The organism is Klebsiella sp. CD33, from assembly GCF_051992865.1.
Classification (GTDB): domain Bacteria; phylum Pseudomonadota; class Gammaproteobacteria; order Enterobacterales; family Enterobacteriaceae; genus Klebsiella; species Klebsiella pneumoniae.
In genome coordinates, this window is record NZ_CP197023.1 from 382,127 (window position 1) to 394,820 (window position 12,694).

A 12,694-nucleotide genomic window follows, 5' to 3' on the forward strand; every position below is an offset into this window, starting at 1 on the left:
TTTGTCAGAACAATTCGTGGGTTTCACCGCCGCCGTCAGTCAGGGTGGTGCCCACCTCACGGACTGCCTGCTGGGTGGGCTGGGTTCCTTCAATAAAGTACTCCGCCCGGCTATTACCCCCGTTCGCCAACTGACCGGTGCTGCGGTCGATATTCACCGTGACGATACCCGGCGGCGGAGTTAACGGTTCTTCCGGAACGCCTTCCAGCACGCTCTTCATAAAGCTGTCCCAGGCCGGCTGGGCGCTTTTGGCACCGCCTTCATAGCCAGAGATCTGATCTTTAATCGCTCCGGAGGCGGTGGTCCGGCCAAGATCGCGACGATGATCGTCAAAGCCGATCCAAACCGAGGTCACCACGCCCGGTCCGTAGCCTGAGAACCAGGCGTCCTTCGAGCTGTTGGTGGTCCCGGTTTTCCCACCGATGTCATGCCGCTGCAGATCGCGTCCGGCGCGCCAGCCGGTGCCCATCCAGCCCGGCTCGCCAAAGATGTTGCTGTTCAGCGCGCTCTTGATCAGGAAGGCCAGCGGTGTGTTAATCACATGCGGCGCGTATTCCTGTGCGCCGCTCTGCGCGACCAGCGACTGGTTGGCCTGCTCCAGCTGCGGCTGCGGCGGCACGTTGCCATTCTGCGGTTCCGCGGAGGTGGCGACATCTTCTACATCCTTGTTTTCCAGCACGTTGGATTTTGGCGTATCGCCGTAAATTACCGGTAAATCACACTGCGGACAGGCAATTTTCGGACGCTCCTCGAAGAGGACACCGCCCTGATCGTTCTCAATCTTACTGATAAAGAAAGGATTGACCAGGAAGCCGCCGTTGGCCATCACCGAATAACCGCGAGCGACCTGCAGGGGCGTAAAGGAGGCTGAGCCCAGCGCCAACGATTCCGTGTGGACAATGTTCTGCGCCGGGAAGCCAAAGCGCTGCAGATACTCGGCGGCGTAGTCTACGCCCATGGCGCGCATAGCGCGCACCATCACCACGTTTTTCGACTGCCCCAGGCCCTGGCGTAAACGAATCGGACCGGCATACTGCGGCGGCGAGTTCTTCGGCCGCCAGTCGGAACCTGCGCCCGCATCCCAGCGCGAGATCGGCACATCGTTGAGCATACTTGCCAGCGTTAAGCCTTTATCCATCGCGGCGGTATAGAGGAACGGTTTAATGTTGGAGCCGACCTGGCGCAGCGCCTGGGTGGCGCGGTTGAATTTGCTCTGGTTAAAGTCAAACCCGCCGACAAGGGCAATAATCGCGCCGTTTTGCGGGTTAATGGAGACCAGCGCTGAGTTGACGTCCGGGAGCTGGGACAGCCACCAGCTGTCACCCACCTTGCGTACCCAGATCTGCTGCCCGGCCTGCACAACGTCGTTGACTTTACGCGGGGTCGCCCCTTGCTGCGTATCAGAGATAAAGCGACGGGCCCAGCGCACGCCCTCCATCGTCAGCGAAACGGAGTCGCCGTTAGCCAACAGCGCGACAGCCTCCTGGGCATTCGCGGAGGTGACCACCGCCGGGAAAAGCGGACCGTAGCCAGACTGACGCTTCAGCGAATCGACGATCTTCTTCGTCTCCCACGGCGTTTCACCGACTTTCCACAGTACGCTGGCCGGGCCGCGGTAGCCGTGACGCATATCGTAATCCAGCACGTTATTGCGTACCGCCTGCTGGGCCGCCTGCTGGTTTTTGCGGGTAATGGTGGTATAGACCCGATAACCGTCTTCGTAGGCCTGCTCGCCGTAGCGATTCACCATCTCCTGGCGCACCATTTCACTCAGGTAAGGGGCGGAGAAGGCGATTTTCGGCGCGTGATAGCTGGCGTCGATGGGTTCGCTGCGCGCCTCATCGTATTGCGCCTGGGTGATGTATCCTTCGCTCAGCATACGCGACAGCACCACGTTGCGACGGGCGGTCGCGCGATCCATCGAATAGAGCGGGTTAAAAGTGGAAGGCGCTTTCGGCAGACCGGCAATCACCGCCATCTCACTCAGGGTCAGTTGGTCGATAGGTTTGCCAAAATAGACCTGCGCCGCGGCGCCGACGCCATAGGCGCGGTAGCCGAGGTAGATCTTGTTCAGATACAGCTCAAGGATTTCATCTTTATTCAGCAACTGCTCGATGCGGATGGCCAGAAAGGCCTCTTTAATCTTACGCATCAACGTCTTCTCGGGGCTGAGAAAGAAGTTACGCGCTAACTGCTGGGTGATGGTGCTGGCGCCCTGGGAGGCGTGGCCTGAAAACATCGCCACGCTGGCGGCGCGGAAAATACCTACCGGATCGACGCCGTGGTGCTCATAGAAGCGGCTGTCTTCGGTGGCGATAAACGCTTTCACCAGCTCGGGGGGAATTTGCTGCAACGTCACAGGGATACGGCGCTTTTCGCCGTACTGCGCAATAAGCTCACCGTCGGCGCTATAGACCTGCATCGGGATCTGCAAACGCACATCCTTCAGGGTTGCGACGTCGGGGAGTTGCGGCTCTATGTATTTGTAGAGGCCAAAAATCGAGCCTGCTCCCAGCAGTACGCAACAGACTGCAAGGATCAATAGATACTTTACGAACTTCACCGGTGTTTTCCCATTTAGTTTTATTTGGGCAGTTTATAAACAAACGCGCGGTAGTATAAAGGCAAGCCAGGTGCATTGATATAGCCGGGCAGTTTTGCCGGATAAGGAGATCGTAAGCATGGCTTTCAGAAACTGGCGGCTTGGAATGCATATCCAACAGGATAGCATTGCCATTGTCGCGCTATTGCATGAACGTTCACACTGGGCGCTGCGCCGCTGGTGGCGTATCCCATTGCCGCCGGGGCTGGTGCGTCAGGGAATGGTGGCGGACGTCAGCGCACTCGGTTCGCGGCTGGCCGCCTGGCGGCGGGAGCTACCGGCGCAGCATCAGGTTAGTATCGCCTTTCCCGCGGTGCGCACACTGCAAAAGCGTCTTCCGTATCCCCAGTTCGCCCTGCGGGAGCGGGAACAGGCGACGTGGGTAGCCAGCGCCATGAGCCAGCAGCTGGCAATGCCTGCCTCCGCGCTATGTATTGATTATGCCCCCACCTCGCGGGATGACGGCTGGCAGGTTACGGCGGCGCAGCGGCTGGATATCAATGTTCTGCGGGAGCTGGCAGGGCGGCTGCGGCTGCGGGTGGCGGCCATCGTACCGGATGCCAGTGCGCTCGGCGCCTTTTTCCCCTGGATGACTGCGGCAGACCAGGGCCTGGCGTGGCGGGATGAAAAGCGCTGGCTGTGGGCGACCCGTGAGGCCTGGGGCAGTGACGCCTGCGCTGATGTCGGGTCCTTAAGCCAGCTGGCGGGGCAGCTTCAGGTTCCGCTGCGCCTGTGTATTGACGCGGGCGATGAGGCCAGTCGCTTTGATGTCTGGCAAGTGATTCACCGTCGGCAGCCCCCGCTGCCAGCCGATGGCGATCGTTACGCCATTGCCCTTGGGCTGGCGCTGGGAGGCGGGCGGCATGACGCATGTCGTTAATCTTCTTCCCTGGCGCGACCTGCGTCGCCGCCAGCGCCTGCGCTACGTCCTGTTGTTAACCATCGGCATTGTGCTGCTGGGCGGGATGGGCCTGCTGGTGAGCCGAACGGCGCGTCTTCAGCGCGACTTCCTGGCGACGCTTCACACGACGGCCGACGCGCAGCTGCTCGCTTCGCTTAAGCAGCGCGAGCAGGCGATGCGTGAGGCGTGGCAGCAGCATCAACGGCAGCGCCAGCAGTACCAGCGCAGATCGGCGATCGCCGCCTGGCAACCCAGGCTGCAGGCGCTGGCGGCAGATCTGCCCGCGCAGGCGTGGCTGACGCGGCTGGAGTACCAGGGCGTACTCCTCACGCTGGACGGCCTGGCCCTTAACCTGCAGGCGCTAACCAGCGTGGAGGCTGCGCTGACTCGCGTCGCGGGATTCGCGCCGGCAAAAGCCGGCGGGACCCAGCGCGACGCCGAGGGGCGTTGGCAGTTCAGTTTTACCCTGACGGGAGCGCGCGCTGATGCGGATTAACCTTCGGGGCGCCTGGACGGGGCTGCCGATCCTGCTCGCAATGGGGCTGTCGGGAGGCGGCGTGGCGCTCTGGCGCGATCTGCGCCCGCCGCAGGCGGCGGTAACCCGTGATGCGGCGTTGCAAACGCAGTGGCGGCGGATCATGGCGCTGCGCATCCCCGGCGAGGAAAATCCCGGGGCGCGCATCGACACGCAGTCATTTTCGCCCATAGCCATTCCGCTCTCCGGAGCGAAGCTTATCGCCTGGCGTCCGCAGGGAAGCGGCGGCGAGATGGAGCTGACCCTGTCCTGGTCAACGGTACCCGCGCTTTTTTCCTGGCTGGCGCGCTGCGGGATGAATCCGCGTTCGTTTTCGCTGGGCCGTGAGGCGCAGACGCTCCGCCTGCGACTGCTGCTGGAGGCGGAAGATGAGCGGTAAACGCTGGATCTTCCTGTGGCTACCGCTGTCGCTGCTGGCGGCCGAGCGTGACCCTTTCCAGCCGGTTGAGGATCCCTGCCGCACGGCGCAGCTTTCGCAATGGCGCTATGGCGGGGCGGTTGGGGATGATGCTGGCTGGACGGGGTTTCTGCAGGATGGGAACGGAAAGTGGCGACGGGTACGCATGGATGAGCAATTGCCCACGGGCTGGCGGGTGAGCCGGCTGACGGCCGGTGAGCTGGACATCGTCACGTCTTCGGGATGTGAACCGCCAGCGTGGCGCTGGCAACGTGAAGGGAAACAACATGATGCGATGGATAAGCCTGCTGCTTCTGCTGCTGCCGCTGGCGGTGGCCCCCGCCGCCCGCAATGATAAACCGGTTTCGCTGGTGATTGACGATGCGCCAGTGGCCCAGGTGCTGCAAGCTCTGGCCGAAATGAACCATAAGAACCTCGTCGTCGCGCCGGACGTCAGCGGCACGCTCTCCCTGCGTCTGCAGAAGGTTCCCTGGAGCCAGGCGCTGCGGGCGGTAGCGGATAGCGCGGGTCTCTCTTTGCAACAGCAGGGGACGGTCATCTACGCGCACACTCAGGCCTGGCAAAAGGCAAATCAGGCGCAGCGTGAAGCCGAACAGGAGAAACGCCTGCAGAACCTGCCCCTGCAGGCGGAGAGCGTGACCCTGCACTTTGCCGACGCTGAAGAGCTGGCTAAAAGCGGCGGAAAGCTGCTCAGCGCCAGGGGACACCTGATGGCGGACAAACGGACTAATCGGCTGCTGATCCGCGATGATGCCCGGCACCTGCCGGCGTTGAAGGCCTGGGCGCAGGAGATGGATCTGCCGGTCGGCCAGGTGGAGCTGGCCGCCCATATCGTGTCGATGAGCGAAACCAGCCTTCGTGAGCTGGGGGTGAAGTGGCGGCTTGCGGAAGCCGGAAGCCCGCCAGGCTCCGGGCAAATCACCACCCTAAGCAGCGATGTATCGGTAAACGATGCCAGCACCCGCGCAGGGTTTAACGTCGGCAAGATCAACGGTCGCTTGCTTGAGCTGGAGCTATCCGCGCTGGAGCGCAAGCAGCAGGTCGAAATTATTGCCAGCCCGCGTTTATTGGCCTCCCACATGCAGCCTGCCAGCATCAAGCAGGGAAGCGAGATCCCCTATCAGGTTTCCAGTGGCGAAAGCGGCGCCACTTCGGTGGAGTTCAAAGAGGCGGTGCTGGGCATGGAGGTCACGCCGACGGTGCTGCAGCAGGGAAGAGTGCGGCTTAAGCTGCGAATAAGCGAGAATACGCCAGGCCAGGTGCTGAAGCAGGAAAACGGCGAAGCGCTGGCCATCGATAAGCAGGAGATAGAGACCCTGGTGGAAGTTCGCAGCGGCGAGACTTTAGCGTTAGGCGGCATCTTTTCGCAGAAAAACAAAACCGCCCGCGACAGCGTCCCGCTGCTTGGCGATATCCCGGTACTGGGACGTCTGTTTCGTCGTGACGGGAAAGATAATGAACGTCGCGAACTGGTTGTCTTTATTACGCCACGGATTCTGGCAGTACGTTAAGCAGGTTTTTCATGCTAAACACGTTTCAGGTGTTTGACGTGAGGACGGATTTAGCATACAAGGGGTACCGATTTGAGAGTCGGGTACGACATCAATCCTCCCTTTATTGTCCGGCGATTTTATTCAGTTGCCAAACCAGCCGGAGTATTGAGATAATTTTTAGTCTGACTCTCGCTCTATTGCATATGAGGTTTCAGTTCATGCCCTGCGGCGCTGGGTGTCTGCGAAGCGGGTTTATCATTAACGAATAGTCTTAGTAGTACCGAAAAAATGGCAGAGAAACGCAATATCTTTCTGGTTGGGCCTATGGGTGCCGGCAAAAGCACTATTGGGCGCCAGTTAGCCCAACAGCTCAACATGGAATTTTACGATTCTGATCAAGAGATTGAGAAACGCACTGGCGCTGATGTGGGCTGGGTCTTCGATGTTGAAGGCGAAGAAGGCTTCCGCGACCGTGAAGAGAAAATTATCAATGAGTTGACGGAAAAACAGGGGATTGTGCTGGCGACTGGCGGCGGCTCTGTAAAATCCCGTGAAACGCGTAACCGTCTCTCCGCCCGCGGCGTGGTGGTCTACCTGGAAACTACGATCGAGAAGCAGTTGGCCCGTACGCAGCGCGATAAAAAGCGTCCTTTGCTACAAGTCGATGCGCCGCCTCGTGAAGTGCTGGAAGCGCTGGCTGACGAGCGTAACCCGCTGTATGAAGAGATCGCCGATGTGACTATCCGCACAGACGATCAGAGTGCGAAAGTCGTCGCGAACCAGATTATTCATATGCTGGAAAGCAACTGATTCTGGCTTAATAAAAGTGCGTCAGAGTAATAGTCATTGAGGTGGATGTCGCGTTATGGAGAGGCTTACTGTTACCCTCGGGGAACGTAGTTACCCGATTACCATCGCGGCTGGTTTGTTTAACGATCCAGCTTCCTTCCTGCCACTCAAGTCGGGCGACCAGGCTATGCTGGTCACCAACGAAACGCTGGCGCCGCTTTATCTGGATACCGTCCGCTCTGCGCTGGAGCAGTCAGGGGTCAACGTTGACAGCGTCATTCTGCCAGACGGCGAGCAATACAAAAGCCTGGCGGTGATGGATACCGTGTTTACTGCGCTGTTGCAAAAACCACATGGCCGCGACACCACTCTGGTGGCGCTTGGCGGGGGGGTGATCGGTGATTTAACCGGTTTCGCCGCGGCAAGCTATCAGCGCGGCGTGCGTTTCATCCAGGTCCCTACCACCCTGTTGTCGCAGGTCGACTCGTCGGTCGGCGGCAAAACCGCAGTGAACCACCCTCTCGGCAAAAACATGATTGGCGCCTTCTGGCAGCCGGTTTCCGTGGTAGTTGATCTTAACTGTCTGAAAACTCTGCCGAAGCGCGAGCTCGCTTCCGGACTGGCTGAGGTCATCAAGTACGGGGTGATCCTGGATGGTGAATTCTTCAGCTGGCTGGAAAACAACATTGATGCGCTGCTGGCGCTGGACGATACCGCCATGGCGTACTGCATTCGCCGCTGCTGTGAACTGAAAGCGGAGGTTGTGGCAGCCGACGAGCGTGAAACCGGGTTACGTGCTTTACTCAATCTTGGACATACCTTCGGCCATGCTATCGAAGCGGAAATGGGCTACGGTAACTGGCTGCATGGCGAAGCGGTGGCGGCAGGTATGGTGATGGCGGCACGCACGTCCGAACGGCTGGGGCAGTTCCGCGCGCAGGATACTCAGCGCATTATCGATCTGCTCAAGCGTGCAGGCTTACCGGTACGCGGCCCGCAGGAAATGAGTGCGCAGGCGTATTTGCCCCATATGATGCGCGATAAAAAGGTACTGGCTGGCGAAATGCGGCTGGTGCTCCCGCTCGCAATAGGAAGCAGCGAGCTGCGCGGCGGAGTGCCGCACGATGTGGTTCTTGGCGCGATTGCTGATACTCAGCAGGCGCAACAATAAGAAGGTCTGGCCGCGTTCGCGCGGCGTTATCATTTCGGGTGATGTGCAATAATCGTGAGCATAAGCCTTTTAGTGGGGTGTTAAATGGATGATTTCAAACCAGAAGACGATATGAAAGCCGATCGCAACGATCGTCGTGCTGGTCGTTCCCGTCAGTCTTCCGAGCGTGATGCCGATCCGCAGATCAATTTTGACGATGTTGATCTTGATGCCGATGAAGGCCGTCCGACGCGCGCTGGTAAGGCCCGTCGCGAGCGTGAAGAGGAAGAGTTCGAAGAAGAACTGGATGCGCAAGACGAGGAGATGCTCGAAGAGCAGCCTGTAGAGCGTCGTCCGCGCAAGCGTAAAAAAGCGCCGGCCAAACCGGCCTCCCGCCAGTACATCATGATGGGTGTGGGGATTCTGGTGCTGCTGCTGTTGATCGTGGGTATCGGTTCCGCACTGAAATCGCCATCATCTTCCAGCCAGCAGACCGCTTCCGGCGAGAAGAGCATTAATCTGTCTGACGACCAGTCCGCCAGCATGCCTGCTGCCGGCCAGGACCAGACTGCCGCCGCTAACAGCACCTCACAGCAGGACGTAACGGTACCGCCTATTGCCGCGAACCCGACGCAGGGCCAGGCAGCGGTTGCGCCGCAGGGCCAGCAGCGTATCGAAGTTCAGGGCGATCTGAACAATGCGTTGACCCAGCAGCAGGGCCAACTGGACGGCGCCGTGGCTAACTCGACGCTGCCGACTGAACCGGCTACCGTCGCGCCAATCCGGAATGGCGCCAATGGCACCGCGGCGCCGCGCCAGGCGACCGAGCGTCAGACAGCAGCGACCCCGCGTCCGGCTGAACGTAAGCATACCGTTATCGAAGCGAAGCCGCAGTCGAAGCCACAGGCCGTGGCGAAAACGCCGGTAGAATCGAAGCCGGTCCAGCAGAAGCATGTTGAAAGCACGGCGACCACCGCTCCGGCGAAAACGTCCGTCAGCGAAAGCAAACCGGTGGCCACCGCTCAGAGCAAACCGACCACGACGACCGCAGCGCCAGCGGCAACGGCAGCTGCGGCAGCGCCGGCAGCGAAGACCGGGAAGACGGCAGGTGACGTCAGCTCAATGAAAACTGCGCCGTCGGGTCACTATACTCTGCAGCTCAGCAGCTCCTCTAACTACGACAACCTCAACAACTGGGCGAAGAAAGAGAAGCTGGATAAATATGTTGTCTATGAAACGTCGCGTAACGGCCAACCATGGTACGTGCTGGTGAGCGGTATCTATGCATCGAAAGATGAAGCGAAACGTGCTGTCACCTCGCTGCCGGCGGACGTGCAGGCGAAAAATCCATGGGCAAAACCGCTGCATCAGGTTCAGGCTGACCTGAAATAATGCCGTGGGGTAGTCTTAAGCGCAGGATGCTGTCGGAGCTTTCTCCACAGCCGGAGAACGTGTAATTAGTTAGGCAGCATGAAAAAGAATCGCGCTTTTCTGAAGTGGGCAGGGGGAAAGTTCCCCCTGCTTGACGATATTAAAAAGCATTTGCCGGAAGGCGAGTGCTTGATCGAGCCCTTTGTGGGCGCCGGGTCGGTATTTCTTAATACCGACTTTTCTCGTTATATCCTCGCGGATATCAACAGTGACTTAATCGGCCTGTACAACATCGTCAAACTGCGCACCGACGAATACGTCGCCGCCGCCCGTGAGATGTTTACCCCGGAAAATAACGTCGCTGAGCGCTACTACCTGTATCGTGATGAATTTAACCAAAGCCAGGATCCGCTGCGTCGCGCGGTGCTGTTCCTGTATTTGAACCGTCACGGCTACAATGGCCTGTGCCGCTACAATCTGCGCGGCGAGTTCAATGTGCCGTTTGGCCGTTATAAAAAGCCCTATTTCCCCGAAGCTGAGCTCTATCATTTCGCCGAGAAGGCGCAAAACGCCGAGTTTTACTGCGAATCTTACGAAGAGTGCATGCAACGTGCGGATAGCCGCACAGTGGTGTATTGCGATCCGCCCTATGCGCCGCTAACGGCGACGGCGAACTTTACCGCCTACCACACCAACAGTTTCAACCTGGAACAACAGGTACTGCTGGCGCAAAAGGCGGAATCGCTGATGAAAAAGCGCATCCCGGTGCTGATTTCCAACCACCGCACGCCGCTGACGCAGGAATGGTATAAAAACGCGGCAGAAACGCATATTGTGAAGGTGCGGCGCAGCATCAGCAGCAACGGTGGTACGCGTAAAAAGGTGGACGAGCTATTAGCGCTCTACCGTCCGCCTAAGACCAAATAAATTTCAAGGAGATGCGGATGAAGCAGTATTTGATTGCCCCTTCGATTCTGTCGGCTGATTTTGCCCGTCTGGGTGAGGATACCGCGAAGGCGCTGGCGGCGGGTGCGGATGTCGTGCACTTCGACGTTATGGACAACCACTACGTGCCAAACCTGACGATTGGCCCGATGGTGCTGAAGTCACTGCGTAATTACGGTATTACCGCGCCAATCGACGTTCACCTGATGGTGAAGCCGGTCGACCGCATCATTCCTGATTTTGCCGAAGCCGGCGCCAGCATTATCACCTTCCATCCGGAAGCCTCCGAACACGTCGATCGCAGCCTGCAGCTTATCAAAGAGCACGGCTGTAAAGCGGGCCTGGTGTTTAACCCGGCGACGCCGCTGAGCTACCTCGATTACGTGATGGATAAGCTGGACGTGATCCTGCTGATGTCGGTTAACCCGGGCTTTGGCGGCCAGTCCTTTATTCCCCAGACGCTGGATAAACTGCGTGAAGTGCGCCAGCGCATCGATGCGTCCGGCTACGACATCCGCCTGGAAGTGGATGGCGGCGTGAAAGCCAGCAATATCGGCGAAATCGCCGCGGCGGGTGCGGATATGTTTGTTGCCGGTTCGGCGATCTTCGGTCAGCCGGACTACAAGCAAGTCATTGATCAAATGCGTAGTGAATTAGCGAAGGTGAGTCATGGATAAATTACAGGCGATCCGCGGCATCGCATTTGATCTCGACGGCACGCTGGTGGACAGCGCGCCGGGTCTAACCTCGGCGGTTGATAACGCCCTGTACGCCCTGGAGCTGCCGGTGGCGGGAGAAGAACGCGTTATCACCTGGATCGGTAACGGCGCCGATGTCCTGATGGAGCGGGCGCTGACCTGGGCTCGTCAGGAGCGAGCAACGTTACGTGCGGCGATGGGCAAGCCTTCCGTCGACGATCATGATATTCCGCAAGACGAGCAGCTGCGCATTTTGCGTAAACTGTTTGACCGCTATTACGCCGAAGCGGCGGAAGAGGGCAGTTTCCTGTTCCCGGCGGTGGCCGATACGCTCGGCGCGCTGCATGCCAAAGGCCTGCCGCTGGCGCTGGTTACCAATAAGCCGACGCCGTTTGTCGCCCCGCTGTTGGACGCGCTCGATATTGCGAAATATTTTACCGTGGTGATTGGCGGCGATGACGTGCAGAATAAAAAGCCGCATCCGGAACCGCTGCTGCTGGTGGCGGAAAAGCTCTCTCTGGCTCCAGCCGAGCTGCTGTTTGTCGGCGATTCGCGCAATGATATTCAGGCGGCCAAAGCGGCAGGCTGCTGCTCTGTTGGTCTGACCTACGGTTATAACTATGGTGAGCCGCTTGCGCTGAGCGAGCCGGACTATCTCTTCGACCAGTTTAACGAACTCTTACCCGCTCTCGGGTTACCGCACAGTGAAACTCAGGAATTGAAACATGACTAAGCCCATCGTTTTTAGTGGCGCACAGCCCTCAGGTGAACTGACCATTGGCAACTATATGGGTGCGCTGCGTCAGTGGGTAAACATGCAGGACGATTACCACTGCATCTATTGCATCGTGGACCAGCACGCCATCACCGTGCGCCAGGATCCGCAGCAGCTGCGCAAGGCGACGCTGGACACCCTGGCGCTGTATCTGGCCTGCGGCATCGACCCGCAGAAAAGCACTATCTTCGTGCAGTCGCACGTGCCGGAACATGCCCAGCTAGGCTGGGCGCTGAACTGCTACACCTATTTCGGCGAACTGAGCCGCATGACTCAGTTTAAAGACAAGTCAGCGCGCTACGCGGAGAACATCAACGCCGGTCTGTTTGATTATCCGGTACTGATGGCCGCTGACATTCTGCTGTACCAGACCAACCAGGTTCCGGTGGGCGAAGATCAGAAACAGCACCTTGAGCTAAGCCGCGATATCGCCCAGCGTTTTAACGCCATCTACGGCGATATTTTTAAAGTGCCTGAGCCGTTTATCCCTAAATCCGGCGCGCGCGTGATGTCGCTGCTGGAGCCGACGAAAAAGATGTCCAAGTCCGACGACAACCGCAACAACGTCATCGGCCTGCTGGAAGATCCGAAATCGGTGGTCAAGAAGATTAAACGTGCGGTCACCGACTCCGACGAGCCGCCGGTAGTGCGTTACGATCTGAAAGAGAAAGCGGGCGTCTCCAACCTGCTGGATATCCTCTCCGCGGTTACCGGGAAAACTATTCCTGAGCTGGAACAGCATTTTGAAGGCAAAATGTATGGCCACCTGAAAGGCGAAGTCGCCGAAGCGGTATCGGGCATGCTGATTGACCTGCAGGAGCGCTATCACCGTTTCCGTAACGACGAAGCGTTTCTCAATCAGGTGATGAAAGACGGTGCGGAAAAGGCCAGCGCGCGGGCTTCTCAAACCCTGAAAGCGGTATACGAAGCGATTGGCTTTGTCGCCAAGCCGTAAGCGACGCAACAGCTAAAAGGGCGGGATGCTATCCCGCCCTTTTTTATGCCTGTCACTTTATG

13 protein-coding genes are annotated in these 12,694 nt (G+C 58.8%); 12 read left to right on the plus strand and 1 reads right to left on the minus strand.

Annotated elements, in window-relative coordinates:
- Nucleotides 1-4: 4 nt before the first annotated feature.
- Nucleotides 5-2,563 carry a peptidoglycan glycosyltransferase/peptidoglycan DD-transpeptidase MrcA gene (gene mrcA, locus ACR809_RS01740; RefSeq protein ID WP_004185951.1) on the minus strand — a complete coding sequence of 853 codons (2,559 nt, stop codon included), beginning with the start codon at nt 2,561-2,563 and terminating at the stop codon, nt 5-7.
- A gap of 118 nt (nt 2,564-2,681) precedes the next feature.
- Between mrcA and ACR809_RS01745 the strand changes: the two genes are divergently transcribed.
- From ACR809_RS01745 to trpS, 12 genes are all read left to right on the plus strand, one after another.
- Entirely contained in the window at nt 2,682-3,482 is an 801-nt protein-coding gene (locus ACR809_RS01745) for a hypothetical protein (protein ID WP_020323926.1), read from the plus strand.
- On the plus strand, nt 3,466-3,999 hold the full coding sequence (locus tag ACR809_RS01750) for a PilN domain-containing protein (protein ID WP_004174028.1): 534 nt from the start codon (nt 3,466-3,468) through the stop codon (nt 3,997-3,999). Before ACR809_RS01745 ends, ACR809_RS01750 begins: the two co-directional genes overlap by 17 nt.
- On the plus strand, nt 3,989-4,417 hold the full coding sequence (locus ACR809_RS01755) for a HofO family protein (protein ID WP_004151403.1): 429 nt from the start codon (nt 3,989-3,991) through the stop codon (nt 4,415-4,417). The genes ACR809_RS01750 and ACR809_RS01755 overlap by 11 nt, the downstream gene beginning before the upstream one ends.
- Nucleotides 4,407-4,790 carry a HofP DNA utilization family protein gene (locus ACR809_RS01760; protein WP_004889465.1) on the plus strand — a complete coding sequence of 128 codons (384 nt, stop codon included), beginning with the start codon at nt 4,407-4,409 and terminating at the stop codon, nt 4,788-4,790. The genes ACR809_RS01755 and ACR809_RS01760 overlap by 11 nt, the downstream gene beginning before the upstream one ends.
- The gene (gene hofQ, locus ACR809_RS01765; protein WP_021440817.1) at nt 4,723-5,967 is read left to right on the plus strand and encodes a DNA uptake porin HofQ; all 1,245 of its coding nucleotides are present in this window, start codon (nt 4,723-4,725) and stop codon (nt 5,965-5,967) included. The genes ACR809_RS01760 and hofQ overlap by 68 nt, the downstream gene beginning before the upstream one ends.
- Before the next feature lie 270 nt (nt 5,968-6,237).
- A complete protein-coding gene (gene aroK / locus ACR809_RS01770) occupies nt 6,238-6,759 on the plus strand; it encodes a shikimate kinase AroK (RefSeq protein ID WP_002920267.1) in 522 nt (173 codons plus the stop codon).
- A 55-nt stretch (nt 6,760-6,814) separates the two neighbouring features.
- On the plus strand, nt 6,815-7,909 hold the full coding sequence (aroB, locus tag ACR809_RS01775) for a 3-dehydroquinate synthase (protein WP_002920264.1): 1,095 nt from the start codon (nt 6,815-6,817) through the stop codon (nt 7,907-7,909).
- Between the two features lie 84 nt (nt 7,910-7,993).
- Complete coding sequence (gene damX, locus ACR809_RS01780) at nt 7,994-9,280, plus strand: cell division protein DamX (protein ID WP_004901053.1); 1,287 nt, start codon at nt 7,994-7,996, stop codon at nt 9,278-9,280.
- A 78-nt stretch (nt 9,281-9,358) separates the two neighbouring features.
- Complete coding sequence (gene dam / locus ACR809_RS01785) at nt 9,359-10,186, plus strand: adenine-specific DNA-methyltransferase (RefSeq protein ID WP_002920260.1); 828 nt, start codon at nt 9,359-9,361, stop codon at nt 10,184-10,186.
- 17 nt (nt 10,187-10,203) lie between these two features.
- Nucleotides 10,204-10,881 (plus strand): ribulose-phosphate 3-epimerase, encoded by a 678-nt coding sequence (gene rpe / locus ACR809_RS01790; RefSeq protein WP_002920259.1) that lies wholly within the window; start codon nt 10,204-10,206, stop codon nt 10,879-10,881.
- Nucleotides 10,874-11,635, plus strand: a complete 762-nt coding sequence (gph, locus tag ACR809_RS01795) for a phosphoglycolate phosphatase (RefSeq protein ID WP_004188345.1) — start codon at nt 10,874-10,876, stop codon at nt 11,633-11,635. Before rpe ends, gph begins: the two co-directional genes overlap by 8 nt.
- Nucleotides 11,628-12,632, plus strand: coding sequence for a tryptophan--tRNA ligase (trpS, locus tag ACR809_RS01800; RefSeq protein WP_002920253.1), 1,005 nt, complete (start codon nt 11,628-11,630; stop codon nt 12,630-12,632). Before gph ends, trpS begins: the two co-directional genes overlap by 8 nt.
- Nucleotides 12,633-12,694 lie beyond the last annotated feature (62 nt).

Excerpts from the sequence above, each read along its gene's own strand:
- ACR809_RS01745 (WP_020323926.1), top strand. The coding sequence starts at position 2,682 with ATGGCTTTCAGAAACTGGCGGCTTGGAATGCATATCCAACAGGATAGC.
- ACR809_RS01750 (WP_004174028.1), top strand. The coding sequence starts at position 3,466 with ATGACGCATGTCGTTAATCTTCTTCCCTGGCGCGACCTGCGTCGCCGC.
- ACR809_RS01755 (WP_004151403.1), top strand. The coding sequence starts at position 3,989 with ATGCGGATTAACCTTCGGGGCGCCTGGACGGGGCTGCCGATCCTGCTC.
- ACR809_RS01760 (WP_004889465.1), top strand. The coding sequence starts at position 4,407 with ATGAGCGGTAAACGCTGGATCTTCCTGTGGCTACCGCTGTCGCTGCTG.
- hofQ (WP_021440817.1), top strand. The coding sequence starts at position 4,723 with ATGATGCGATGGATAAGCCTGCTGCTTCTGCTGCTGCCGCTGGCGGTG.
- aroK (WP_002920267.1), top strand. The coding sequence starts at position 6,238 with ATGGCAGAGAAACGCAATATCTTTCTGGTTGGGCCTATGGGTGCCGGC.
- aroB (WP_002920264.1), top strand. The coding sequence starts at position 6,815 with ATGGAGAGGCTTACTGTTACCCTCGGGGAACGTAGTTACCCGATTACC.
- damX (WP_004901053.1), top strand. The coding sequence starts at position 7,994 with ATGGATGATTTCAAACCAGAAGACGATATGAAAGCCGATCGCAACGAT.
- dam (WP_002920260.1), top strand. The coding sequence starts at position 9,359 with ATGAAAAAGAATCGCGCTTTTCTGAAGTGGGCAGGGGGAAAGTTCCCC.
- rpe (WP_002920259.1), top strand. The coding sequence starts at position 10,204 with ATGAAGCAGTATTTGATTGCCCCTTCGATTCTGTCGGCTGATTTTGCC.
- gph (WP_004188345.1), top strand. The coding sequence starts at position 10,874 with ATGGATAAATTACAGGCGATCCGCGGCATCGCATTTGATCTCGACGGC.
- trpS (WP_002920253.1), top strand. The coding sequence starts at position 11,628 with ATGACTAAGCCCATCGTTTTTAGTGGCGCACAGCCCTCAGGTGAACTG.